The following is a 24,137-nucleotide window of genomic DNA, read 5'->3' as shown; positions in this document are numbered from 1 at the left end:
CTCTCACTGGATTGGTGCGAGACGCGTGGGCGCCGACACAGCGCTCACGAAGCGACCAGGGCGCGCCTGTCTGCCCGGCTGAGCCACACCACCAGGAATCCCGCCGCAGCCAGCAGGCCGCCAGCGACTGGCACCGCACTGTAGCCGAGGTCCAGGCTGATGACACCGCCACCGAGCGCTGCGCCCAGGGCATTGCCGAGATTGAACGCGCCGACGTTGATCGACGAGGCGAGTCCCGGTGCTTCCGCCGCGGCTTCCATCACCCGCATCTGCACCGGCGGGACGACCGCGAAGGTCGCGGCTCCCCAGGCCAGTAGTCCAAGGGCCGCGGTGACGTGGTGGGAGAGGGCCAAGGGGAGCACCAGCATGATGATGGCGAGCGCCGAAAGGACGATCTTCGTCGCGCCATCGAGCGACCAGTCCGCGAGCCGTCCCCCCACGTGATTGCCGACCGTGAAACCAATGCCGATCAGCACGAGCGAGACGGTGACGAAGGTGTCGGATGCGCCGGTGAGATCGGCAAGCACTGGCGCGATATAGGTGTAGAGCGTGAACATGGCGCCCGCGCCCAGCACCGTTGTCGCCATCGCCAGCAACACCGGCGGGCGGGTGAGCACGGCCAGTTCCCGGCGCACATTGGGCGGGGTGCCGCGCTCGCCCTGCGGCAACGCCAGCCAAAGCGCGGCAATGGCGACCAGCCCCAGCACCGCGGTGCCGGCGAACGCCAGGCGCCAGCCGACCTGCTGCCCGATCCAGGTTGCCGCCGGCACGCCGCCGATGTTGGCGATGGTCAGTCCCATGAACATCGTTGCCACGGCGCTGGCCTGCTTCTCCTTCGGCACCACGCTCGCGGCCACCACGGCGCCAAGGCCGAAGAAGGCGCCATGGTTGAGGCTGGTGACCAGGCGCGACGCCAGCAGCGTGGCGTATCCCGGCGCCAGCGCCGACAGCAGGTTGCCAACGGTGAAGATGGCCATCAGCGCCATCAGTGCGGCGCGCTTGCCAAAGCGGCTGAACAGCAGGGTCATCACCGGCGCGCCGACCATCACCCCAACCGCGTACGCGGTAATCAGCATCCCCGCGGTGGGGATGCTGACGTCGACGCCTTCGGCGATCACAGGGAGCAACCCCATCGGGGCGAATTCGGTGGTGCCGATGCCGAAGGCGCCGATGGCGAGCGCTAGCAGTGCGGTATTGGATTTCATCGTGGCAGATCCTGGCAGGTGCCTTACGCCGCGGCCTTGCCGTCGTAGGCGGGATAGTCGGTGTAGCCTTCGGCGCCGCCGCCATAGTGGAGCGCGCGATCGGACATGGCCAGGGGCCAGTCATTCTCGAGGCGTGCCCTCGGTCACGATCAGGCCGGCGTCAGCGCGTTGGCTGTAGTAGAGCGCGTTGAGGTCGTTGGGAACCCCGTCCGGATTGCGGGAACGGGTCAGCGGCGCCATGGCGATCCGGTTAGCGAGCTGGCGCTCGCCCATGGTAAAGGGCTTGAACAGTAGACTCATTTTGGGACCTTGATCAGGGAGGGTGCGGCCACCGGGGGTACGTGGCCGCGGGCTCGGGAAGTTCGTCGATGGACCGCAGTTTGCGCGGTTTATATTTGTTGATTAAGCCGTGTATGGGTCAAATACTTTTGATTTCATATCAAATGTCAGGACCCGTCGTGCCGGGAGGGCAGGGCAGCAGCGGAGGCCGCCGCGCAGACCAGGCACGGGTGACCGCGATGACCCGGCGCTTATGCCGAAAAGTGCTCACCGGACCCATTGGCGCCGCGAGCGCCTTCTGAATAGGGATCGCGCGGGCTGTTGCCGCGTGCGCCATCCAGGTACGGGTCTGCCTGGCGCGCAGGACTGGCCGAGACACAGGTGCCGTCGAGTCCGGCAACCACTTGCAGGTCGGGATGCGAATCGGCTGCGTTGGCGCCGTCGTAGAACGGGTTGCGACGGTCATTGCCGCGCGCACCGTCCAGGTAGGGGTCGACCTTGCGGGTGGCAATGTAGCCATCCCGATTGGTGATCCTGGCGCCATCGGTATAGCCGTCCCGGTTGCTGATGCGGGCGCCGTCGGTGTAGGCGTCACGAGGCGTGTTCACGCGGAATGCTCTGCCGGCGGTTTCCGGCTGAGCGGCGGCGTGGGCCATGCCGGCGGTCAGGGCGGCGGCCAATGTGATGGCCGTGAGGATGGTCTTTGCTTGCATGATGCTCTCCTGTCTAGTCCGATCGGCCAGGCAACCCTTGGGTTTGGTCGCAGGGCCAGTCTGTCATCGAGATTGCAGCTTTTAAGTGATGCTATCTACTGGTAGATAGATGAGCGAATCAAAAAAAAGACTGCCGGGTTTCACTGTTAAGAATCCGGGCATTGCCCGGGGGTGACTGGAGTCTAGGTAGGGGCGATATGTCTGTCCAAGACGGAATACGTCGGACTTGAGACCTTGCAGGTCTTGTGGGCCGGTTTGCTCCCCTCTTCCGCCCGCGGGAGGGGCCCGGGGGTGGAGGCTGGCGCCTCAACGAAGTCCGGCCGCCACCCCGCAGCTCAGCGATGCCCCTTACTTTTCGACAAGACGGCCCAGCGTCTCCGGCACGATCGTAGCGCCCACCAGATAGACCAGCGTGACGGCCGCGAGGAAAACACCAAGGATCACCGGAAGGTCGGCGGGCGTGCCGGCGGCGAGCGAGGCCAGCGTCGGCATCATCCCGCCGATGGCGAAGCCGATGTTCCACGACAAGCCCGTGCCGGAGGCGCGGATGCTGGTGGGAAACCGCTCGTTCAGGAAGATGAGGATCGGCGCGAAGCCGGCGCACCCGAGCATGCTGAGCGCCACCGCGTAGACGCCGCGCAAGGTGGCGGTTGGCGCGGCCGGCATCCACTGGTAGAGCAGGGGCATCAGCACCAGGCTGAGGGCGCCGATCAGCAGGAAGGCGCGCTTGCGCCCGACCAGCGTGCTGAAATGCCCCGCTGCCACCGATGCGACGATCACACCGAGGCTGCTCAGCATCAGGATGGCCGAGGACTCGCCGGGGGATGCCTTGACCACGACCTTCAGAAAAGTGGGAAGGTAGCCGGAAGTCAGGTAGTAGGCGCTGCCCGCGCCCACGGTCAGCAGGATGTTGACCAGCAGGATGCCACGATACTCGCGCGAGAACAGCGTGCGCAGCGGATGCGCTTGCGGCTTGGCGTGGCCGCTGGCGGCCTTTGCCGCCTGCAGCTGCTTCCACAGCGGCGACTCCTCCAGCGAGTTGAAGATGACCAGCCCCAGCACCGAGCTGACGATGCCGGCAAAGAACATGCAGCGCCATCCCCAGACCTCGAAGGCGTCGCCGGGAAACAGCGCCGTCATTGCCATGTAAGTGATCGACGCCAGCAGCGCGCCGATGCCCGCGCCGCCGCCGCCCACCAGGCCGGAAACCGCGCCGCGCCACGACGGCGGCACCGATTCCGTGCCTATGGTATGCGTCGAAGCGACCACGCCGCCGACGAACACGCCCTGCACCAGCCGCAGCAGGATGAACAGCGCCGGCGCGAAGAGGCCGACCTGGGCGACCGTCGGCAGCAGCCCGAACGCCGCAGTCGACAGGCCGACGCCGGTGACGGCCACCACCATGGCACCCTTGCGCCCGTGCCGGTCCGCGTACGCGCCGAAGATGGCCGAGCCGAGCGGGCGCATCAGCAGCGTCACCGCGAATGACGCGTACACGGCCGCCAGCGACAGCATCGCGTGCTCGGACGGAAAGAACAGCTTGCCGATCACCGGCGCCACGAACAGCAGGATAAACAGGTCGAACAGGTCGAGCGCCCATCCCATGCACGAAGCCGTCACCGCGCCCAGCACCTGCCGGTTGTTCGCGGCCACGGGCGCCGCGCTCTGCGCGCCGCTGGTCGGCACCTTGTCATTTGCCAGCACTTCCATCGTTGTCTCCATATATTTTTGAATGAACGGCTCCCCGCGATGCCCGCCAGGGGCATCGTCGATGGGTCCGTATGCGTCCGTATCTCCGGCGCGGCAGGCGGGTCAGCCCCGCCCGCGCTCAGCTGCCGCGGAAATCGGGATTGCGCTTCGCGTGGAACGCTTCCACGCCTTCGCGGAAGTCGTCCGAGCTGCGCAGGCGGCTGTAGCAGTGCCCTTCGAGTTCGATGGCGGTCGACAGCGGTGCGTCCTCGGTGTCGTTGAGCAGCTTCTTGGCGGTGCGCTGGGCCAGCGGGGAGAAGGCGCGCAGCTCGTCGACCAGCGCATCGGTGGCGGCTTCCAGCTCGGCGTCAGCCACGCAATCCACGGCGATGCCCCACTCGTATGCCTGGCGCCCGGCGATGCGGCGCGAGCGCATGACGATGTCCTTGGTGCGGCCCACGCCCACCATCTTCTGCAAGCGCGCCGAGCCGCCGGATCCCGGAATCTGGCCGAGCTTCTGCTCGGGCAGCGCGTATTCCGTTGTGGCGGTGGCGATGCGGAAGTCGCACGCCAGCGACAGTTCGAAGCCCACGCCGAAGCAGTAGCCCTGGTTGGCCGCGATCACCGGCTTGCTGCAGCGCGCCGGCGCCGCCACGTTCCACGCGAGCTTCGACACATGCTCCGGCGACGCTTCCAGGAAGCCGCGGATGTCGCCGCCGCTGGAGAAATGCTTGCCCTGCGCGCGCAGCACGATGACGCGCACGCGGTCATCGGCGTCCAGCGCCTCGAACACGGCACGCAACTGGTCGCGGGCCGCCATCGAGATCACGTTGTAAGGCGGGCGGTGCAGGATGATGTCCGCGCGCTCGCGGGCCGGGTCGATCTCCACGGAAAAGCCGTCGAGGTCCTGCAGGCGCTGCTGGTCGGGATGGGTCAGTGCGAAGGCCTGGGTCATGTCGTTACTCCTTGATGGGGTCGCTGTGGGGAAGAGAGGAAAGTGCGCTGTATTCGCCCGCCGACAGCTTGCGGCGCAGGATCTTGCCGACCGGCGATTTCGGGATGTCGGCGACAAACACGTAGTCGCGCGGGCGTTTGAAGTTGACGAGGTCGGAGCCGCGGCAGTAGTCGTCGAGCGCGCCCGCGTCGACACAGCCGCGCGGCTTGACGAAGGCCACCACCTTCTGGCCCCAGCGGGCGTCGGGCACGCCGGCCACCGCCACCTCGTCCACGGCGGGGTGCAGGGACAGCACCGATTCGATATCGGCGGGCGAGATGTTTTCGCCGCCGCTGATGATCATGTCGTCGACCCGCCCGGTGACGAACAGGTCGCCGTCAGCGTCGAGGTAGCCGATGTCGCCGGTGAAGTACCAGCCGTCGCGCAGGGACTTGGCATTGGCGTCGTCGCGGTTCCAGTAGCCCTCGAAGGCCTCGTCGCCGCGCAGGTCGGCGATGATCTGGCCTTCCTCGCCGGGCGCGGCCAGCTCGTCGGGCGAGGCCGCGTCAAGCCGCGCCACGCGCAGCCGCGTGTTGAGGCCGGCGCGGCCCGCGCTGCCGGGTTTGCGTGCCGCGTGCTGGTCGACGCTGAAGGTGTAGACCTCGGACGAGCCGTAGTGGTTGACGAACAACTCCGGTCGGAACGCGTGCTCGAGCCGGGTCAGCAGGCCATCGTTCATGGCGGCGCCGGCGAAGCCGAGCTTGGTGACGGTGCGCACATCGTTGCTGTCGAAACCGGGCTCGGCCAGCAGGTCATGGTAGAGCGTGGGCACGAGATAGAGGCAGCTGACGCGATGACCGGCGATGGCCTGCAGCGCCTGCGACGCGCTCCAGCGCCGCACGCAGACGAATAGGCCGTCCACCAGCGCCATGGCCAGCAGGGACCGCACGCCCATGGTGTGGTACAGCGGCATTACGCCCAGCGTCCGTTCGCCGCGCCGGTACAGGTTCTGCGCAACATGCGCCAGCGCGGCTGCGCGTTCCTGCCGGTGGCGGCGTGGAACACCTTTTGGCTTGCCGGTGGTGCCGGAGGTGTACAGCATGAGCGAGATGTCGCCGGCTTCAGCCTGCGTGCTGTCCCGGCGGGGCGTGGCACGGAGCAGGGTGTCGAACGACAGCGAGCCGCCCGGCGCGCCGTCCAGCGCGATGCAGGGGATTTCCTGCGCGGCGGGGCTGTCCAGCACCGCGTCGGCGCTGACCGGCTCGAACACCAGCGCCTTCACGCCGGCGTCGCGCACGCAGTAGTCCAGTTCGTCCGGCTTGGCGCGCCAGTTCAGCGGGACGATGACCAGGCCGGCGAACTGGCAGGCCCAGTGCAGGGTCGCCATCTCCCAGCGGTTCTGCAGGATGGCGAGCACGCGGTCGCCCGGCTGCAGGCCCAGGTCGAGCAAGCCGGCGGCCACGCCGCGAATGCGCGCAAGCCATTGCTCGTAGGTCAGCAGCAGGTCGCCGTCGACGATGGCGGGGGCGTGGGGGCTGCGCTCCACGCTTTGCAGGAAGGTGCGGCCGAGATCAAGCATCGCAGTGCTCCTCGGCAAGGGGTGCCGCAATCCGGCGCAAGCGCGCGCGGCTGGCGGCCACGTCGAGGACGGCGGCGACGATCGGCGTGTAGCCCGTGCAGCGGCACAGGTGGCCGGACAGCATGTCGCGCACCTGCGCCTCGGTCGGCTCGGGCACCCGCTCCAGGTAGTCCGCGCACGACATCAGGATGCCGGCCGTGCAGAAGCCGCACTGCAGCGCATGGTGGCGGCGGAAGGCTTCCTGCAGGTCGCCCAGGCCTTCGCGCGGGGCCAGTCCTTCGACGGTATCGATGGCGCGGCCATCGGCCTGCACCGCCAGCATCAGGCAGGAACGCGCGGCGACTCCGTCCACCCGCACCGTGCATGCGCCGCAGACACCGTGCTCGCAGCCGACGTGGGTGCCGGTGGCGCCGAGCTCATGGCGCAGGAAGTCGGACAGCAGCTCGCGCGGCGCGCATAGGCCGCTGCGTTCGGTGCCGTTCAGGGTCAGGGTGATGCGCTGGCGCTCATCGCGCCGCATCACCGGGGGCGCACCCAAAGGTGCGCCGTGGGGGGTCTTGCTCATCTTGCCTCCTCGATTACGCGCATGCCCAGTTGCCGCACCAGGTGGCGGCGGTACTGCGCGCTGACATGGGCGTCGTCCTGCGCGCCCAGCTTCCAGCTGAAATCGTTGATTGCCTCGGCCAGCGCCTTGCCCTGCAGGCGTGGCCAGGTCTCGAGCACCGGCCGGTCAGCCACGCCGCCCACGGCCAGCGCAATGGCGTCGTCCGTGACGATGGCGGCGCACGCCGCCAGCGCGAAGTCGCCATGCCGGGCCGAGAACTCCGCAAAGCCGTAGCGCGCGCCGGGGCGCCGAAGCGGGAAGCGCACCGCTTCCACCAGCTCGTCGGGCTCGCGCGCCGTCATCAGCATGCCGCGGAAGAACTCGGCGGCCGGCAGCACGCGGCGCCGGCGCAGCGAGCGCAGCACCACCTCGCCGCCGAGCGCGGTGAGCACCAGCGGCAGCTCGGCGCTCGGATCGGCGTGGGCGATGGAGCCGCACACGGTGCCGCGGTTGCGGATCTGGAAATGCGAGATATGAGGGAAGGCGAGCGCGAGCAGCGGCACCTCGCTGGCCAATGACGGGCGCCATTCCACGCTGCCTTGCGTGGCGGCAGCGCCCACCACCAGATGGCCGTCTTCCACGCGCACGGTATCCAGGTCAGGGGTGCGCGAGATGTCGACCAGCAGTTGCGGCTGCGCGAGGCGCATGTTCAGCACGGCCATCAGCGACTGGCCGCCGGCCAGCACGCGGGCACCCTCGCCGGCATGGGCCAGCGCTTCCAGCGCATGCTGCGCGGATTCGGCGCGCAGGTAGTCGAATGCGGCGGGTTTCATCGACGGACTCCCAGGAGCGCCAGCAGGCGCGCGATCCAGCCCGGCTTGCGCGCGGGCTTGCCCCCGGCCTGGCGGCCGAGCGATTCGAACAGCTGGCGCAGCACCACCTTGGCCGCGCCTTCGAGCATGCGGCCGCCGACCGCGGCGACCTTGCCGGACACCTCGGCCTCGTAGTCATAGGTGAGACGGGTGCCGGCACCGTGCGGGGCCAGTTCGACCAGGCCCGCGCCGCGCGCGCTGCCGAGCGACGACAGGCCCGCGCCCGCGAGCCGCAACCGATGCGGCGGCTCCAGGTCGGACAGCGCGATCTCGGCTTCGTAGCGGGCCTTGATCATGCCCACGCCCACGGTCACGTCGGCGCGATAGCGGTTGTCGCCGATGGGCACGAGCGCGTGGCAGCCCGGCACGACCTTGGCCAGCGCCTGCGGGTCGAGCAGGACGGCGAAGACGGCCTCGGGCGTGGCGTCCAGGTCGACGGTGCCGCGCGCGCTCAGGGCCTTGCCGCCCTTGCCGCCGCTCTTGTTGTTTGCCGAGGCCTCTCTTGCTGCCTCGGCCAGTTCCGGACGCGATGGCGGCGGGTCGTCGAAGCCGATCATCGCCATCACCCTGGCGGGCGTGAGCGGCAGGCGGATGTCGCGCACGCCGAGCGCATCGGCCACCGCGTTGGCGACGCATGGCGGCGTGCTCATGTTGTTGCCCTCGCCGAGGCCCTTGGCACCGAGCGGCGTGAACGGGCTCGGCGTCTCCAGGTGGACGATGAGCGGGTCGGGCACCTCGCACGTGGTCGGCATCAGGTAGTCCGCCAGCGTGCCGGACTGGAAGCTGCCGTCCGGGCCGTAGCGGAACTCCTCCATCAGCGCCGCGCCCAGCCCCTGCGCGAAGGCGCCGCGGATCTGGCCGTCGGCCAGCGCCGGGTTGAGCAGCTTGCCGGCGTCGTGCGCGGTTACGTACCGGTCGATGCGCACGCGTCCGGTGGCACGGTCGATCTCGACGCCGCACAGGTCGAAGGCAAAGCCGTAGCAGGCGGAGGTGTTGACGCGGTCCTGCTCGTCCGGAGCGTCGAGGTTGGGGGGCGACCAGAACACGGTTTCGCGCAGGCCGGGCTCCTCACCGGCCGGCAGCAGCTGCGGCGACCAATGCGGCGCGTTACTGGCCGCGCGCGCAAAGGGCAGGGCGGTATCGGGCGCGCCCCGGCGCACGATGCGGCCATCCGCGAAGACCAGTTCGGCCGGGTCGCAGCCCAGGTGCGAGGCCACGATGCGCGCCAGCTTGTCGCGCACGCGCGTGGCGGCCAGGTGCACGGTGCCGGCCACGGCGCCGGCGAAGCGGCTGGAATAGTTGCCGGCGGCCACGGACCACGCATCCTTGTGCGTGTCGAACTCGACGTTGACCACGACGTCGCCCGGATCGATGCCGAGCACGTCGGCCACGACCTGCGCCGACACGGTCATGTGGCCCTGTCCCGCCGGCGTGGACGCGATGGTCACCACCACGCCGCCGAGCAGGTCCACGCTGACCGTGGCGCTGGCGATGGCGCCGTTCTTCGGGCCCGCCTTGCGGCGTGCCTCGGCCGGCGTCGCGGTGGTGATATAGCCCATGTTCGACACCGAGGGCTCGACGATGGCCGCGAAGCCGATGCCGTACAGCCTGCCCTCGGCGCGCGCGGCGTCGCGGCGGCGAGTGAGTTCACCGTAGTCGCCCGCTTCCAGCGCGCGCGACAGCGCCAGCTGGTAGTTGCCGGAGTCGAGCAGCGCGCCCGCCGCCGCGCGATAGGGAAAGGCATCGGCGGGCACGAAGTTGCGGCGGTAGACGTCGAGCGGATCCAGGCCCAGCTCCACCGCGATCCGCTGCACCAGCCGCTCCAGCGCGAAGTACACCTGCGGCCCGCCGAAACCGCGCACGAGGCCGGTCGGTGTCTTGTTGGTCAGCACCACGCGGTTGCGCACCAACAGGTTCGGGATCGAGTAGGCACCGGTCAGCAGGCCATGCATGCGGTAGAAGGTGGCGGGCTCCGGCGCACGCAGGTAGCCGCCACAATCCTCGAGCTGGTCGTACGAGAGCGCGACGATGCGGCCGTCCGCCTCGACCGCGGCTTCCAGGGTGGAAAGCCGCGCGGTGGCAGACGTGGCGGCGCTCAGGTGCTCGAGCCGGTCTTCCACCCACTTCACCGGCGCGCCCGCCTTGCGCGAGGCAAGGCACATCAGCACCACGTAGGGGAACACCGCCTGCTTGACGCCGAAGCTGCCGCCCGAGTCGCGCGGCGCGACATGGCGCAGGCGGTTGGCCGGGACCTGCAGCGCCATCGCCATCACGGCATGCAGCGAGAACGGCCCCATGAAGTTGGAAGTGACCTGGTAGCCCTCGTTGCCCGGCAAGTGCTCGGCAACCACCACGCCACACTCGATCGGCGTGCATGTGTTGCGCGGGTAATGGGCGGTCAGCGCCACGCGGTGCGGCGCGGCGGCAAAGGCGGCCTCGGGGTCGCCGTAGCGGAAATGGCGGTCGCTGGCCACGTTGCTGCCGAGACCGGGATGCAGCACGCTCGCGTCGTCGGCGATGGCGGCCTCGATCGACACCACCGGCGGCAACACGCGGTACTCCACCCGCATGAGATCGAGCGCATCCTCCGCAAGTGCGCGGCTCTCGGCCACCACCACGGCCACCGGCTCGCCCACGTAGCGCACGCGCTCCATGGCCAGTGCCCACTGTTCCATCGGCGCCTTCACGCCCACCACGAAGGGCTTCGACCAGGAAGGCAGGTCGGCCCCCGTCAGCACGGCACGCACGCCCGGCGCCTGCAACGCGGCGGCGCAGTCGATGGCGCCGAGTTCGGCATGCGCGTGCGGCGAGCGCAGGATGGCGGCGTGCAGGGTGCCGGGCCTGACGCCGAGGTCGTCGGCGTAGCGGCCGCGGCCGGTCAGGATGGCGGCGTCCTCGACGCGCGGCATCGGGCGGCCGACATGTGGCGCCGGCCGGGTCTGCTGTGTCTCCACCGTGCCGGTCGTTTCGCCAGCATCGAATCTTTTCATTTGCGACTCCGTTCCGTGCGACGGAACCGCGCCGGAAGGCGATGGGGCCGTGCAACGTCAAACGGAGATTAGTGACATCTCGATATAAGATCTAATATTGATTTCTGATTAAGTTCATCATTGTTGATGATGGATAAGGGTCTTCCCGGAGACAAGCGGATGCGCAGTAAGCTGGTTAAATGCCCAAGTTTTCGCCATCGCGAGCCGCCCTTGCTTCATCACTAAAATTGATGTCGGAACGACAATGCCATTGATACCAACCCATGGACCTTAAGCAAATCCAGTACTTCATCGCGCTGTTCGAGGACGGCTCCGTCACGCGCGCGGCCAAGCGCCTGAATATCGTGCAGCCGGCGCTCAGCATGCAGATCGCGCGGCTGGAAGAGGAGTTCGGACAGAAGCTGTTCGACCGCATCCCGCACGGCATGGTGCCGACTGCTGCGGGTCGCATGATGTACCGCCTGTTCCTGCCCATCGTGCGCGACATCGCCGGCGCGCGGCAGCAGATGATGCAGCGCGAGGAGCAGATGGCCGGCCGCATCACGCTTGGCATGGTGGCCTCCGAGACGGAGAGCGTGCTGGTGGGATCCCTGGCCCGCTTCAATGCGCGCTATCCGAACGTAGAGGTATCCGTGGCGGACGGCTTCAGTGCCGCGCTGATCGATCTCGTTTCCGCCGGCCAGCTTGACGCGGCCGTGGTGCATCGCCAGCGCGGCCGGCCGGCGCTGCATGTGCAACCGCTGCACGACGAGGAAATGGTGCTGGTGACCAGCGTCGAACACGGCCCCGAACTGCCGGAATCGGTAGAGATGGCGAAGCTGCCAGGACTGGAACTGGTGCTGCCGACCAAGCGGCATGGCCTGCGCGTGGTGCTGGACACGGCGACGCAGGCGCAGGACGTCACCCTTGCGCCGAAGTTCGAGATCGACATCCTCGGCACCATCGTCCAGTTCGTGCAAGCGACGCGCTTTGCCACTGTGCTGCCGCGCATCGTGGTGCTGCGCGCCGTGGAAGAGGGACGGCTGCGGATGCATACCATCATTGCGCCGCGCATCGTGCGGCATCTGGTTTGCGTGAGCCATCCGCAACGGCCGCTGAGCACGGCGGCCGAGGCGTTGATCGCGATCGTTGCGGAGGAAATTAGGCGGGTTTCCGGGGTGGCTTAACGAGGTGGCTTAACGGTGGGGGTGATCGCCTGGGCACTGACGCAGGGGCCGGTGCGGTTGTCGCAACCGTTATCGGTCAATCCAGTCTTTTCATTACCGGGACCGGCCTGGCTCTCTTACTGTTCAGGCTGCGGTCCAGCGACACGCCGCGAGTGCCGCGCGTGCAAGAGGCCAAGCCGCTCGGCCTCCAACGGCTTGTGAAAGGAAGAATCGAATGCTCAAACGCCTCTGGAAATCTCTTGGTGTCGCACTGGCCCTTTGTTGCGGCTTTGGCCCGGTCCATGCGCAGTCCGCCGCGCCCATCACGATGGGCCAGATCAACCTGACCTTCTACGTGGCGACCGGCGCCGTGATACAGGCCGTGCTCGAGGACCTTGGCCATGGCGTCAAGGTGACGGAAGGCAATCATCCGGCCATATACGATCGCCTTGGCAAGGGGGAGGTCGATATGCTTGTCGCCTCCTGGCTGCCGCATGCGCATGGCAAGCTGCAGGCGCCACTTGCCAGCCAGCTGGTTGAGGCGGCCACGCTTTACGAGGGGGCCCGCCTGTATTGGGCAGTACCGGCCCATGTGCCGGCATCGGTGGTGCGTTCGGTGGATGACCTGAAGAAGCCCGATGTCATCGCCCGCATGGACAAGGAAATCGTCGGCGTGGGCCCGGGATCGGGCCTGATGGTCGGATCCGCGGAAATCATGCAGCGCTACGGCCTCGAATCCGCCGGCTACCAGTTGAAGCTGGGCAAGCCCGACGAATGGGCGAAGCGGCTGGCAAACGCTTCCGCGTCCGGCAAATGGATGGTGATGCCGTTGTGGCAGCCGCAGTACCTCAACGCGCTGTACCCGGTGCGCGTGCTCGACGAGCCCGCGGGAATCTTTGGCACGGACCGCGCGGTGGTGGTGGTGCGTAAGGCCGTCTGGGAATCGTGGCCCGCGCGCACGCGTACCGTGGTGTCGCGGATCCAGCTGGGGATTCCAGTCGTGACGGACCTTGAACGGCAGATCGTCGTCGACCGGAAGCCGCCGGCGGCTGTCGCGCGCGACTGGATGAAGGCAAATCCGGAAATCGTGCGCGCATGGTTTGCCTCGTGAACGTGCGGCTTGTGCCCGGCTTTCTTTCGTTTCGCAGGGGATGGACGGCGCGCTAGCGCAATGCGTCCTGGCTATTTCCCTGTTCACTACCTTACTAAATGCGCCAGGATCCCTGAATGCATGTCGCTGCCAGGCGCAGCGACATGTAGTTCGGTGGCATCCTGATTTGGCAGATCCCTCGCGCATTCCTGCCCCAGGCCGTCGGGGCCGCCATACCACTCAACCCACTCAGGGGCCGTTCCATCGGCCTCTCTTTGCGCTCCAGCCGTGACTGGATCGAGCAGACCTCCCTCCGGCTCGACGCAACCTTCCGCTTGCCACCGCTGCGCCGACCAAGCCAGCCTGGCCCTGCGAACACCAGCGGCGCGGTCTTCTGGAAATCGGGGCGGCTATACAGCGCAAGCCGGCTCCCGATCAGCTCGTCGTCGAGGAGGTGCCAGTTCGACTCGTGCATCAGCCATTGCATGCGCAGGCGGATGGTCTCCATCGAAGGCGGCTTGCCGAAGTTCTTGCGGTTCAGCTCGTCCAGGTCACGCAGATCCTGCCGGCCCTTTTCCGTGACCACGGGAATGCCCGCCGCGGTGTTCAGCACCAGGCGCTTGACGCGATCCGGGTGCATGGCCGCGAAGACACCGGCGACGAACCCGCCCAGCGATTCGCCGGAGATATGGGCCGAACGGATGCCCATCACGTCCATCAGTTCGGCGAGCAGCCTGGCGTACGTGACGGGCGTGTATTCGACGTCTTCGCGCTTCTCCGACAGGCCATGGCCGATGAAGTCGAGCGCGATCACGTGGAACGTGTCGGACAGCGCCATCACGTTCTTCGCATAGGCTTCGATATGCCCGCCGATGCCGTGCATCAGGAACAGCGCTTCGGCATTGCCCTTGCCGGCTTCCGCGATGCGGATGGCGCCGAAGCTGGTCTTCACATAGCGGATCTCCGCGCCGAGGAAATCAAGCCACAAGCTCATATGGGTCTCCCTTTCGGATTGGTTGTGTCTGGGCTGGTTGGGGAAATGGTTGATGGCGGCGTGCGCTCACGCCTGCTGCAGCATCGGGGGACGATGGCCCCAGTCGCTGAGCTGGGTGTAGTTGCGGACGTTCCACTGCGCATCGTCGATGACGATGCCGCCCCAGCCGAATTCGATCGCGAAGCCGGACGGCGTGACGCAGTAGAAGGACACCATGCCGTCATTCGGATGATGGCCGATTTCCATCATCACCGGCACGCCGGCCTTGCGCACGCGGTCATAGGCAAGGCCGACGTCGTCAAGCGCTTGCACCTGCAGCAGCAGGTGGTGCATCTTCTTCGGGAACGGCATGCCCGCCGTGGCGAAGGAATGGTGGCGGCCCGTGGCAACGTGGAAGAAGGTGGAGTCCACCGTCACGCCGGGAATCGTCTCCGAGTCGCGGATGTAATCGGAAATCTTCAGGCCAAGCACGTCGGTGCAGAATTTGACTGCGCCCGCGTAGTCGCGCGACACGCCGAAGACATGGCCCACGCCAAGGCGGCCGGTCTCGAAACCCTTGCCAACGAGAGCCGGGGAACGGAACGGCTGGGACATCGGCGCATGGGTCGGGCCGCAAAAGAACTCGTGGCGGAAGCCTTCCGGGTCGATGCAGTAGTAGACGGCCTCGGCCTGGCGCGACTGCGCGAGCTGGCGGTCGCCGTGCACGACTTCGACATGGCGTGCGCGCAGGCCCGTCACGTAGTCCTGCAAGGCTTCCGGGGTATCGAGGTGCCAGCCGAGCGCGACCAGGTCATCGTCCTCGCCGCGTTCCAGCAGGATGCGCTGCGCCCACTCGTCCATGCGCAGCGACAACGCGCCGCTGGTGCGGCGGCTGGCCTGCAGACCCATGATGTTGGTGGCAAACGATTCCCACAGATCCAGGTCGCTCACGTTGAGGACGACGTAACCCAGGGCGGAAATTTCCGACATGCTGTCTCCTTGCTTGCCCGCCATGCGGGTGATGACGGGCGGAATTCTTTGGTTGAGAAAATCTGCCGTTTTTGTTCGGCGTCACTACCTATCCGCAATCGGCGTGCCAGTGCCGCCCGCGGGCGTCTCGGGACGCGCGGGGAAAAGGCTCATGTCGTTGATATTTCTGAAGTTTTTTGGAGCGCGAGGGTGTGCGGGGCGCGCGTCAGTACGCGGCGTCGGGGCGATTCACCTGATAATTTTCCGCAGATGCAGGGAGTTCGGCGTTGCGCCGCTTGCGAATTTTCGCAGGCGCAGTTTCGTGCGCAAAAAAGAATGCCCGGCAGGCATGGACGCCTCCGGGCATGGTCGGGGGTCGGCCGGCGTACCGGCCGGTCAGTGCAGCGAAACGCCGTCCTCTCCCATCTTCTTGATCCGATAGGACAGTTGCGCGCGCGTCAGGCCAAGCAGGCTGGCCGCCCGGGTGAAGTTGCCCTGCGCCGCCTTGAATGCAGCCTTGACCAGCGTGTTCTCGATCACGTCCATCGATACCTGCGAGCGCGCGACAATGCCTTCAGCCCACACGGCTAGGGCCTCCGCCTCGTGGCTGGCTTCGGGCGAGGCAGCGTCCAGGTGATAGTCGCGCTTCTCCGCGAGCAGGCCCAGCTCATTGAGCGCCATCGGACCCTGCGCGCCCATCTCGCTGTCGATCGTGACGAGCTGATGGTAGCCCAGCGGCTGGTCGTCCTCGCCCAGGATGATGCCGCGCTCGATCACGTTCTCGAACTCGCGCACGTTCCCGGGCCAGCGATAGTTGAGCAGGATCTGCAACGCCTGCGCCGTCACGCCGCGGATGCGGCGGCCATAGCGTTCGCTGTACTTGCGCAGCAGGTGCTCGAGGAGCAGCGGAATATCGTCGCGCCGTTCCCGCAGCGGCGGAATCTGGATCGGGAAGACATTCAGGCGATAGAAGAGATCCTCTCGAAAGCGGCCTTCGTTCACGGCGGCCCACAAGTTCTCGTTGGTCGCGGCAATGATCCGGACGTCGACCTTGCGGGTCGCCGCGCTGCCCAATGCCTCGAACTCACCGGTCTGGAGCACGCGTAGCAGCTTGCCCTGTGCGGTCATCGGCAGGCTGCCGACCTCGTCAAGGAAAAGGGTGCCGCCATCCGCCACCAGGAAGCGCCCCGGCCGCGCTTCGCCGGCGCCGGTGTACGCGCCGCGCTCAACACCGAAGAGCTCCGCCTCCATCAGCGACTCGGGAATTGCCGCGCAGTTAAGCTCCACGAACGGCTTGTCGGCCCGCGCGCTGAGGCGCTGTATCTGCCTCGCGAAGGCGCTCTTGCCGACGCCGCTCTCCCCAAGCAACAGCACCGTCGCCGTGGTCGATGCCACGCGCTGGATCTTGTGCATGACGTTGTTGAAGGCGACGGAGGCGCCAATCACCCCCTCGGCATTGCCGGAGCGCGAGCCGCTCTCCATCTTGACCGACATTGCCTGCGCTGCGGGGCGCTCCGACGGTTCTTTTGGCGCGAGGCTGAAGGGCCTGGGCTCGTAGTAGGCCAGGTCAAGCTCGGCATCGGGCCAGTCCTCGACCGGCCGTGCCTCGATGACCGCCACTGCGCTCGCAATGGATGGTGGCTGGACCCAGCACTGAGGGCGAGCCATGTCGACCAATCCTGGAACGCGAAAGCCTGCGGGCGGCCCAGAGAGAGGCCGCCGCACGCTGATCCGGCAAGAATGACGAGTGCCCACAGCAACTGCGCCACCCGGGGCGATGCCGTTCAGATAACCACTGTCGTTCCCGCGAAGGCAGGAACCCAGTGACTTTAAAAAGACGCTGGATTCCCGCCTGCGCGGGAATGTCATCCCGAATCGTCTACTCAACTGCTTAAGCTACAGTGCGCAAATCATATTGAATGGAACCATGTAACCGCCTGAAAAGGAGGTGGAAAATGCTAAAGAAAGTCTTATTGCTCGTTGCGGCGAGTGCCGCGCTCGGTGTCGGGGTTGCTGATGCCGGCATCGGGATGCGCGATGTCTATACCGATGGCGCTGTGATGGGGCCGCGAGACCCCTATACCAATGGTGGCAGAGCAACCACCGATAGACGGGATGTGTTTACGGATGGCGCGAGAATCACCAACCGCGATGGGTACATCGAAGAGGGCTCACAAAAGTAAGGCCTTGAAGAAGTACCCCAAGTGATGGGCGCGCCCTCTATGCGTCCATTTGCGAGTCGCCCGCCCCCGGAGGATACCCTTGCGGGGGTGTTTCTTTTTTGAAGGCCACAGTGCATCGGGTACAGTAAGGCGCGCTTGACGACGCCGTCGCGCACATGGCCAGTGTAGCTGCTACTGATGCCTGTTGAGGCTGCGCGCAGACGACACCAGATCGATGCTACTGGGATCTCGACGCTGAGGCCATTCCCGAGGAGGCCAAGCTCCTCGGCAAGCTCGAGGAGTTCATCGTCTATCTGGATAACAGCCGGCACTTCATCGTGAACTGCGGTGACCGCTTCCGCCACGGGGAGCACGTTGCATCGGGTTTCGTCGAATCGGCCGTCAACCAGGTGATCAGCAAGCGATTCGTCAAACGGCAACAGATGGCCTGGCGACTGCAGCACGCGCACGCACTGCTACAGATCCGGACGGCCGTGCTCAATGACCAGCCCCGCATTCTGAACGATGGTATCCCTCCATCGCCGATGAAAACGACCACCGCTTTGCCGCTTAATCAGCCCCGGTTTGGCGCGGTCTCAAGCCGAGGCGGCGGCGCTCGCCGATCGGCTCGTGGTCGCCGAGCAGGCGCAGCGCCGAACCGCCTGTGACTTGGACGCCGATCTTAGCCTCGGCAACAAGGCCTGAATGGGCCCGGGGCGTCGGTCGCGACGACGCCATGAACGACCGGCGGGTCGGCGACATTGGGGCAGCGTATCGCAACGGTCCTACATTTTTATGAATCAACGGCTTAGTCGAATAGGCCACCGGAAAGGTCATGCTCTAGGGAGAGCGATCATTGAAGCCGGCTGCAAGCAGCGCATGGGCTGGCCGGCTGTTCCACCAAACTGACAGCAGGGAGCTCAGCACGCGGAGTATGCGCATGGGGTGGATGGCGCATTGGCGGACCTGCTCGCTGCGGGCTTCGCCATACAGGCACCAGGTACAGAAGTGTTCGCAGTTGTTGCTCAGCAGGCGATAGCGGTTCTCGCCCAAGCGCGAGCGTGCCCGCCTGACCACTTGGTCGCTGGTAAAACGCGGCAGCGACTCGGTTCTTACCTCGATGCCATGGCCGGCGCCGAAGTGTTCCAGGCTCAGCTCTTCCACCGGCCCGGTGTGCAGCCCACGGCAAAGGCCCGCATAGTGCAGCACGCGGCCGTTGCCCACATATATGCCGTGGTGGCTGTAGCCGCGACGCTGCGTGACCAAGTGTGCGCCAAGCGGCGGCTCGCCTGCCGCTTCGCACTGCGCGACCGGCGCCTGCCAGCCTGCCTCGCTACCCTTCATAGCTTGCTCGCCGTCGCCTCGCGCGGCAAGTACCTGCGTGGCAGCGTCGGCGATGCACTGCGCTAGCATGGTTGCATTGGCACCGCGGCTGATCTGCTCTCTCTTCATGATTCATACCCCGACATCAGATTTGGATGGACAGTAGGGGTAGCTGTCTCTGTGCTGCAGTATGAGAAACAGGGCTCACGCTTGCGTCGCACAAACCTCAAATTTTCTTCACGATGCCCACGGACGGCGGCAACCCAAGAACAAGCTGTACGCGCTGCATGCGCCGGAGGTTGAATGCATCGGCAAGTCTGCCTGACGATCACCGCCAGGCAGGGATGGATCATGGGGCGCGCGCAGCTTCCCCGGCAACCCGTATGGCGGTCATCGCTCTATGCAGAACAACGCCGTTGGCTCAAACGTCGCCAGGCTGTTGAGCCTCATCGGCCATACAACCACGGCATGCGCAGGTGCTGGCTGAAGGGCAAATCGGCGACGCGCTGCGCCCAGTGCTCTGTGCGGTGGGATTCAATATCCGCTGGCTGCTGCGTGCCATTACCCGTGGTGGAATTCCGACGCGATGTGGATCGCCGACCTGCTGGCGCATGGCCTGATCCGCGCCAGCTTCGTGCCGCCCGCAGCGACACAGGAATTGCGCGACCTCACGCGCACGCGCAAACAGCTCGTGCACGAGATCGCCCAGCCCGCTTCGCTCCGGCGAACGAGTCTCCGTCACTGGGCTCGCTCATGACCAGCTGTGCCGCGTCTCCATCTTTGTTCAAATGCAGCACAACCAGCGCGAGATCGTCGTGTCCCTTGCCCAACTCGTCCCGGTTCGCGCCGGCCAGAGTACGCGACTTGCTGTCTCAGACTGGCACTACCGGTGCGACCAAGGTTACAACTTCTGAGCTTCTCACTGTCGCCGGCTGCGTCCTCCGACTGAGTTCCCCCGAACAATACAGGCTCGATGGCCGGGAAGGGCTCGTTCGGCCCACTTTCAAGATCAATCGCACCCCGCAAAGCCTTGCCTGTTAAGGGTTGGCGGGAGATTTCCAGTTTTCGGGGGACGGGCAAAAATAGCCTTCTACATCCAGGTTGGCTGCGCCTGACATTAGTCCAGTGCGTCAGGCCCTAGGGCGCGCCGCGCTCGACGATGCGATATACCCTGCCGCTCGTGCCGGACGCAAGGGTATCGGCCAGCACGTAGAGTTCGCCCTGCGCATCCGCGCCGAACGAGAACACGCTGCCCGGGATGGCAACGCCCCAGTCCAGTTGCTCGGCCGCCGCGTCCCGGTAGGCAAAGCTGCGCAGCCAGCCGCTGCACAGGTCCGAATAGAGGTAGCGTCCGCGCAGTGCCGGCATGGCGCTGCCGCGGTAGACGTAGCCGCCCACCACCGCGCATCCGCCAGCGGCGTCGTGGCCGTATTCCAGCAGGGGCAGGACAAAGCCCTGTGGGCTGCATGGCACGGACGCCAAGCACAACGAGCCTTCGGTCAGGTTCCAGCCGTAGTTCAGGCCGGCGCTGGCCAATGGCGCCACATCGATTTCCTCGCGCTGGTTCTGTCCCACATCGGCAATATAGAGACTGGCTTCGGCGGGATCGAAGGCAAAGCGCCAGGGATTGCGCAGGCCCATGGCCCAGATCTCGCCGCGCAGGCCGGCCTGGGCGGCGAAGGGATTGTCGGGCGGGATGGCATACGGCTGGCTGCCGGCGCGGCTGACATCGATCCGCAGCAGCTTGCCCAGCAGGGAGCCGGTGTCCTGCGCGTGTCCGGACGGATCGCCTGCGCCGCCGCCGTCCCCGATGCCAAGGTAGAGCATCCCGTCGGGGCCGAAGGCCAGCAGCCCGCCGTTGTGGTTGTTGAAGTTCGGATGCGCGATGCTCAGCACGATGGTCCCGGCCGTGTCCGCCACGTTGGGATTTGCCGCGGACACCTGGTAGCGGGCGATCGTGATATCGCCTGCGGTGTCGGTGTAATAGACGTAGAAGCGACCGTTGGCGGCATATGCCGGATCGAACGCCAGCGAGAGCAAGCCGCGCTCGCCGTCCGTCGTGGTCAGGTTCGAGATATCCAGGAACGGCGTCGCCAGCAGCACACCGTTCTGCACGATGCGTATGCGCCCGGCGCGCTCGGCCACGAACAGCCGCGTGTCATTGGCCGGCGCGGTCAGGAAGACTGGCCCAGCCAGCCCGGAAGCCACCTCCCGCAGCGCGAGGCTGAAGGACTGGGCGGCCGTATAGGTCACCGTGGCTGTCGCGGTTGTGCTGCCTACGGCCACCTGCTGGGTGCTGGGCTGCGGAGTCAGCGTCGTGCTGCCGGTCAGCACTGCTGCAGCCTTCACCGTGTAAGCCCCGCTTGCCAGATTGGTCAGCGTGGCGGATGCGCCCAGGCGCTGGCGGAAGCCGCCAGGGCCGGTCACGGTCACATCGCCGCTCGTGCCGGCGGGCAATCCCAAGATCACCACCGAGAGCGCGCCGCGTGACGACCCGCCGCTAGTGATGACAACGTCCACGCTGCCGCCACAGGCTGCCAGGATGAATCCAGCCAGGAGCAGGATGATGCTGCGGATGACGTTTCGCGCGTGTATCATCGATCCAGTCTCGCAGATTGGCCTCGGGACTAGCGCCGTGCGCACCGGTGCGCCGCCGCTGGAAGGTCACCCTTAAAAGCCTAGCGAGCCGAAGCCGACGTGCCAAGGCATGGCACCACCCCGCATCTCAGGAATCTAGGTCGCCGCCAGCGCCGGCGGCCGCCGGCACGAGGCCGCGGCGAATGCGATTTGTGCCAGCCCGGCGGCCAGGTCCAGCCCGACGCCGGCCTGCCAGGCCACCATATAGGAGCCGAGCGCGTCATATCATATACCAGCCCGCCGCCGAAGGCGTCGGCGAGCTGCCGATCTGGTGGCTGAAGAAGGGAGAGTAATGGGTGCCATTCGGCCCCAAATCGGGTTCAAACCACTCCCACTCTCCCGAATTGTGAAAGTCGGATGTCAAACAAGCGCTGACGCTCCGCTCAGCGGCTATTGATCAGCGATTCCCGCAGGCCATGAGCGATGCCCCGCGCTTGCGGATCGAGCATGGGCCGATGGTCAACGTCGAGTCGCACTTGCCGGCGGACGTGATCGCCACTCTGCGCGAACGGCGCCACAACCTCGTGGTCGCCCGGCGACTGGCGACTGGCGACTGGCGACACTTTCGCAATTTCCGAGTTCATGACCGCTATCCACACGTGCTAAGTTCGACACCGGGCCATGCTATCGAAGGCTTACAGCGAAGACGCCCCGGTTTGTCAATTCGCCTTATGGCGAATTGAAATTGCCAGTTCGGTTTCTAAGCTGTGAAGTCCATGCGTAACGCATTGATTTTGTGGAATATGGTTTTCGGTTGCCTGGGCCCTTGAAAAAAAGAGAACCTTGATGACGCTGCAACTCAGATCAGGAAAGCCGGAAGACGCCGCGCGATGCGGCGCCATCTGTTTCAGCGCCTTCGCGGCGATTGCCCAGGCACATGCCTTCCCGCCGGATTTTCCCTCGCCCGATGTAGCGGTTGGCCTGATGGCCGACTTGTTCTCGCGCGAGGATGTCTTCTCGGTCGTAGCCGAAATCGACGGCGACGTCATCGGCAGCAATTTTCTGTGGGAAGGTGGGCCAATCGTCGGCATTGGCCCCATCACCATCGACCCCTCGGTTCAAGACAGGAAAGTTGGACACGCCCTGATGGAGCACGTACTGCAGCGCGGCCGCAGCAGGAATGCCGCCGGCATTCGACTCGTCCAGGCGGCATATCACAATCGCTCGTTGTCGCTTTACGCCCGTCTTGGCTTCGAAGCGCGGGAACCGCTTTCAGTACTGCAGGGCAGCGCAGTGAATGCAAAAGTCCCTGGCTACCCAGTGCGGGCGGCTGTACCATCAGACCTCGACGCCTGCAACCGCCTCTGCCTGCAGGTTCACGGACATGAGCGCGCAGGCGAACTGCGCGATGCAATCGACCAGGGGACGGCGAGTGTGGCTGCACACGACGGACGCATTGTGGCCTATGCGACCGCCATCGGATTCTTCGGGCACGCCGTCGCTGAAAACAACACGGGCATGAAAGCGCTGATCGGCGCCGCCCCCGCCTTTGCCGGCCCCGGATTCCTTCTGCCCACGCGCAATGGGGAGTTGCTGCGCTGGTGCCTGGAACGCGGGCTGCGCATTGTGCAGCCGATGACCTTGATGAGCATCGGGCTATACCAGCAGCCGGAAGGTTCGTTCCTGCCGTCGGTCTTGTATTAAGGCGAGAACGCCTACCGCCGCAGCAGCCAAACCAAAAGCCTGATCACACCTCCGGCCACTACAGGCCACTTCGGGGGGCGCTTTCAACTTGCCGATAGCGAGACAAGGCAGTGGCACGCAGGTGCACCGCACAAAAAGGAGACCGCTTTGGCGCGGTCTCCGACCGACGCCGCGCTGCAAACCGACCTGGCTGAGCTGCGCAGCCGCTTTCCCGAGACCCGCGCGCTGTACCGCGAGGTGTGCGGCCTGCTGTTCTTCCGCTACGGCGTCACGCCCACCGCCAACAAGCTCTACAGCCTGGTGCGCAAGGGCAGCATGGGCACGCCGGCCGAGGTGCTGCAGGCGTTCTGGCAGGAGCTGCGCGGCCGCACGCGCGTCACCATCGACCATCCGGACCTGCCGGAGGCGCTCAAGTCGATCGCCGCCAATGCGGTGCAGACGATCTGGCAGGCGGCCAACGAGGCCGCGTCCGCCGAGCTGGCGACGCTGCGCGCGGAGGCGCGTCACGCCGCGAGCGAAGCGGAAGCCGAGCGGGATGCGGCGCGCGCGGAGACGGCGGCCGCACGCGAGGATGCTGCGGCGATCGCGGCCCAGCTGGCCGAAGCCCGGCAGGCGCACGACACCGTGCAGGCGGAGCTGGCCGCCGAGCGACAGGCCCACGCCGCCACGCAGGCCCGGCTCGAGGCGGGGCGGACGGAACTGGAGGCGGGCCGGCGCCAGCTGGACGCGCTGCGCACCCAATTCTCGACCGAGCTGGAGCGGGCGCGCGAGGCGGTAACGCTCGCGCAGGAACGCGCCGAAGCCAGCGAGCGGCGCAGCTTGCGCGAACTCGACGCCGAGCGCACGGCGCGCCAGCAGAGCGAACGCACGGCCGAAGCGTTGCGCGGTGAACTGGCGGCGGCACGCGGCGAGGCGCGTGATGCGGCCGTGGCGCAGGCGGAGGGCCGGGCTAAGCTGGAAGCGCAGGCCGCGGCGCTAGCCGATCGGCTCGCGGTGGCCGAGCAGGCGCAGCGCAAATCCGTCAGCGACCTGGACACCGTGCAGGCGGAGCTCGCGGCGGCGCAGCGCCGGGCCGAGCGCGCCGAGGCCGAAGCGGCGCTGGTGCGGCAGCTGCTGGCAGAGTTGCGGCTGGCGCCGCCTGAGCGAGACGGTGGTGCGCGGCGGCGCAAGGCCGGGAGCCGGCTAAACGAAAAGCCGGGCGAACAACTGGACGAAAATCAGGGGGCGCCGACGGCCTCCCTCACCCCGGAAGATGGCAGCGAGAGCAGTCACAGAAGCGACAGCAGCGATGACAGCAAAGACTGAGCGGGCGGCGGCGATCCGCTGGATCCAGGATCAGATGGCCGACTATGGGCTGACGATGGAAGAGCTAAAAGCGGCGGGGTGCTT

At 66.5% G+C, this 24,137-nt stretch carries 19 protein-coding genes and 6 pseudogenes; 9 read left to right on the top strand and 16 right to left on the bottom strand.

All coding sequences use genetic code 11. The annotated features are described in order from the left end of the window. Positions 1-44: 44 nt before the first annotated feature. The 9 genes and pseudogenes from AC3WQZ_RS27695 to AC3WQZ_RS27655 form a co-directional block, all read right to left on the bottom strand. Positions 45-1,205: an MFS transporter gene (locus AC3WQZ_RS27695; protein WP_010811792.1), complete on the bottom strand. Its 1,161-nt coding sequence runs from the start codon at positions 1,203-1,205 to the stop codon at positions 45-47. 129 nt (positions 1,206-1,334) lie between these two features. Further along, positions 1,335-1,505: pseudogene (locus tag AC3WQZ_RS27690) on the bottom strand (oxidoreductase); the annotation flags it as partial. 230 nt (positions 1,506-1,735) lie between these two features. Further along, the gene (locus AC3WQZ_RS27685) at positions 1,736-2,197 is read right to left on the bottom strand and encodes a hypothetical protein (protein ID WP_010811793.1); all 462 of its coding nucleotides are present in this window, start codon (positions 2,195-2,197) and stop codon (positions 1,736-1,738) included. Positions 2,198-2,545: 348 nt separating this feature from the next. Then, positions 2,546-3,907 carry an MFS transporter gene (locus AC3WQZ_RS27680; protein ID WP_010811794.1) on the bottom strand — a complete coding sequence of 454 codons (1,362 nt, stop codon included), beginning with the start codon at positions 3,905-3,907 and terminating at the stop codon, positions 2,546-2,548. A gap of 118 nt (positions 3,908-4,025) precedes the next feature. Further along, positions 4,026-4,841: an enoyl-CoA hydratase/isomerase family protein gene (locus AC3WQZ_RS27675; protein WP_492301639.1), complete on the bottom strand. Its 816-nt coding sequence runs from the start codon at positions 4,839-4,841 to the stop codon at positions 4,026-4,028. Between the two features lie 4 nt (positions 4,842-4,845). Beyond that, positions 4,846-6,399 carry an AMP-binding protein gene (locus AC3WQZ_RS27670; protein ID WP_011615240.1) on the bottom strand — a complete coding sequence of 518 codons (1,554 nt, stop codon included), beginning with the start codon at positions 6,397-6,399 and terminating at the stop codon, positions 4,846-4,848. After that, the gene (locus AC3WQZ_RS27665) at positions 6,392-6,964 is read right to left on the bottom strand and encodes a (2Fe-2S)-binding protein (RefSeq protein WP_010811797.1); all 573 of its coding nucleotides are present in this window, start codon (positions 6,962-6,964) and stop codon (positions 6,392-6,394) included. The genes AC3WQZ_RS27670 and AC3WQZ_RS27665 overlap by 8 nt, the downstream gene beginning before the upstream one ends. After that, the gene (locus AC3WQZ_RS27660; protein WP_010811798.1) at positions 6,961-7,776 is read right to left on the bottom strand and encodes an FAD binding domain-containing protein; all 816 of its coding nucleotides are present in this window, start codon (positions 7,774-7,776) and stop codon (positions 6,961-6,963) included. The genes AC3WQZ_RS27665 and AC3WQZ_RS27660 overlap by 4 nt, the downstream gene beginning before the upstream one ends. Beyond that, positions 7,773-10,805 carry a xanthine dehydrogenase family protein molybdopterin-binding subunit gene (locus AC3WQZ_RS27655; RefSeq protein ID WP_492301638.1) on the bottom strand — a complete coding sequence of 1,011 codons (3,033 nt, stop codon included), beginning with the start codon at positions 10,803-10,805 and terminating at the stop codon, positions 7,773-7,775. Before AC3WQZ_RS27655 ends, AC3WQZ_RS27660 begins: the two co-directional genes overlap by 4 nt. A gap of 263 nt (positions 10,806-11,068) precedes the next feature. Between AC3WQZ_RS27655 and AC3WQZ_RS27650 the strand changes: the two genes are divergently transcribed. Further along, on the top strand, positions 11,069-11,971 hold the full coding sequence (locus AC3WQZ_RS27650) for a LysR family transcriptional regulator (protein WP_010811800.1): 903 nt from the start codon (positions 11,069-11,071) through the stop codon (positions 11,969-11,971). A gap of 214 nt (positions 11,972-12,185) precedes the next feature. Continuing rightward, entirely contained in the window at positions 12,186-13,061 is an 876-nt protein-coding gene (locus AC3WQZ_RS27645) for a glycine betaine ABC transporter substrate-binding protein (RefSeq protein WP_439668869.1), read from the top strand. A gap of 94 nt (positions 13,062-13,155) precedes the next feature. Here AC3WQZ_RS27645 and AC3WQZ_RS27640 read toward each other — a convergent pair whose 3' ends face one another. The 3 genes from AC3WQZ_RS27640 to AC3WQZ_RS27630 all read right to left on the bottom strand — a co-directional run bounded on the left by AC3WQZ_RS27640 (position 13,156) and on the right by AC3WQZ_RS27630 (position 16,650). After that, entirely contained in the window at positions 13,156-14,034 is an 879-nt protein-coding gene (locus AC3WQZ_RS27640) for an alpha/beta fold hydrolase (RefSeq protein WP_492301636.1), read from the bottom strand. 66 nt (positions 14,035-14,100) lie between these two features. Continuing rightward, a complete protein-coding gene (locus tag AC3WQZ_RS27635) occupies positions 14,101-15,003 on the bottom strand; it encodes a VOC family protein (RefSeq protein ID WP_492301635.1) in 903 nt (300 codons plus the stop codon). Between the two features lie 375 nt (positions 15,004-15,378). Then, entirely contained in the window at positions 15,379-16,650 is a 1,272-nt protein-coding gene (locus tag AC3WQZ_RS27630) for a sigma-54 interaction domain-containing protein (protein ID WP_492301633.1), read from the bottom strand. Between the two features lie 287 nt (positions 16,651-16,937). Here AC3WQZ_RS27630 and AC3WQZ_RS27625 point away from each other — a divergent pair, with 287 nt between their 5' ends. Continuing rightward, positions 16,938-17,165 (top strand): hypothetical protein, encoded by a 228-nt coding sequence (locus AC3WQZ_RS27625; RefSeq protein ID WP_010812026.1) that lies wholly within the window; start codon positions 16,938-16,940, stop codon positions 17,163-17,165. 221 nt (positions 17,166-17,386) lie between these two features. After that, positions 17,387-17,718, top strand: a pseudogene (locus AC3WQZ_RS27620) (ISKra4-like element ISBte1 family transposase); the annotation flags it as partial. A 266-nt stretch (positions 17,719-17,984) separates the two neighbouring features. Here AC3WQZ_RS27620 and AC3WQZ_RS27615 read toward each other — a convergent pair. Then, positions 17,985-18,596, bottom strand: coding sequence for a lecithin retinol acyltransferase family protein (locus AC3WQZ_RS27615; RefSeq protein WP_011615336.1), 612 nt, complete (start codon positions 18,594-18,596; stop codon positions 17,985-17,987). Positions 18,597-18,720: 124 nt separating this feature from the next. Between AC3WQZ_RS27615 and AC3WQZ_RS27610 the strand changes: the two are divergent. The 3 pseudogenes from AC3WQZ_RS27610 to AC3WQZ_RS27600 all read left to right on the top strand — a co-directional run. After that, positions 18,721-19,045: pseudogene (locus tag AC3WQZ_RS27610) on the top strand (IS5/IS1182 family transposase); the annotation flags it as partial. Next, positions 19,045-19,167 (top strand): annotated as a pseudogene (locus AC3WQZ_RS27605) (IS110 family transposase); the annotation flags it as partial. The pseudogenes AC3WQZ_RS27610 and AC3WQZ_RS27605, both read left to right, overlap by 1 nt. A 43-nt stretch (positions 19,168-19,210) precedes the next feature. After that, positions 19,211-19,381: pseudogene (locus AC3WQZ_RS27600) on the top strand (calcium-binding protein); the annotation flags it as partial. Between the two features lie 223 nt (positions 19,382-19,604). On the opposite strand, the gene AC3WQZ_RS27595 reads toward AC3WQZ_RS27600, so the two are convergent. The 3 genes and pseudogenes from AC3WQZ_RS27595 to AC3WQZ_RS27585 form a co-directional block, all read right to left on the bottom strand. Then, positions 19,605-21,065 (bottom strand): PQQ-dependent sugar dehydrogenase, encoded by a 1,461-nt coding sequence (locus AC3WQZ_RS27595; RefSeq protein WP_492301632.1) that lies wholly within the window; start codon positions 21,063-21,065, stop codon positions 19,605-19,607. A 135-nt stretch (positions 21,066-21,200) separates the two neighbouring features. Further along, positions 21,201-21,387, bottom strand: a pseudogene (locus AC3WQZ_RS27590) (MFS transporter); the annotation flags it as partial. Between the two features lie 100 nt (positions 21,388-21,487). Beyond that, positions 21,488-21,688: a hypothetical protein gene (locus AC3WQZ_RS27585; RefSeq protein ID WP_492301631.1), complete on the bottom strand. Its 201-nt coding sequence runs from the start codon at positions 21,686-21,688 to the stop codon at positions 21,488-21,490. 202 nt (positions 21,689-21,890) lie between these two features. Between AC3WQZ_RS27585 and AC3WQZ_RS27580 the strand changes: the two genes are divergently transcribed. Together AC3WQZ_RS27580 and AC3WQZ_RS27575 are read left to right on the top strand one after the other, a co-directional pair. Then, a complete protein-coding gene (locus tag AC3WQZ_RS27580; RefSeq protein WP_010812031.1) occupies positions 21,891-22,748 on the top strand; it encodes a GNAT family N-acetyltransferase in 858 nt (285 codons plus the stop codon). A gap of 147 nt (positions 22,749-22,895) precedes the next feature. Next, positions 22,896-24,053 carry a DNA-binding protein gene (locus tag AC3WQZ_RS27575; protein WP_492301629.1) on the top strand — a complete coding sequence of 386 codons (1,158 nt, stop codon included), beginning with the start codon at positions 22,896-22,898 and terminating at the stop codon, positions 24,051-24,053. Positions 24,054-24,137 lie beyond the last annotated feature (84 nt).

The sequence above is a fragment of the Cupriavidus sp. FW305-26 genome (assembly GCF_058787975.1).
The sequence above is the reverse complement of the archived record's forward strand: the minus strand, read 5'-3'. Positions and strand labels throughout refer to the sequence as shown.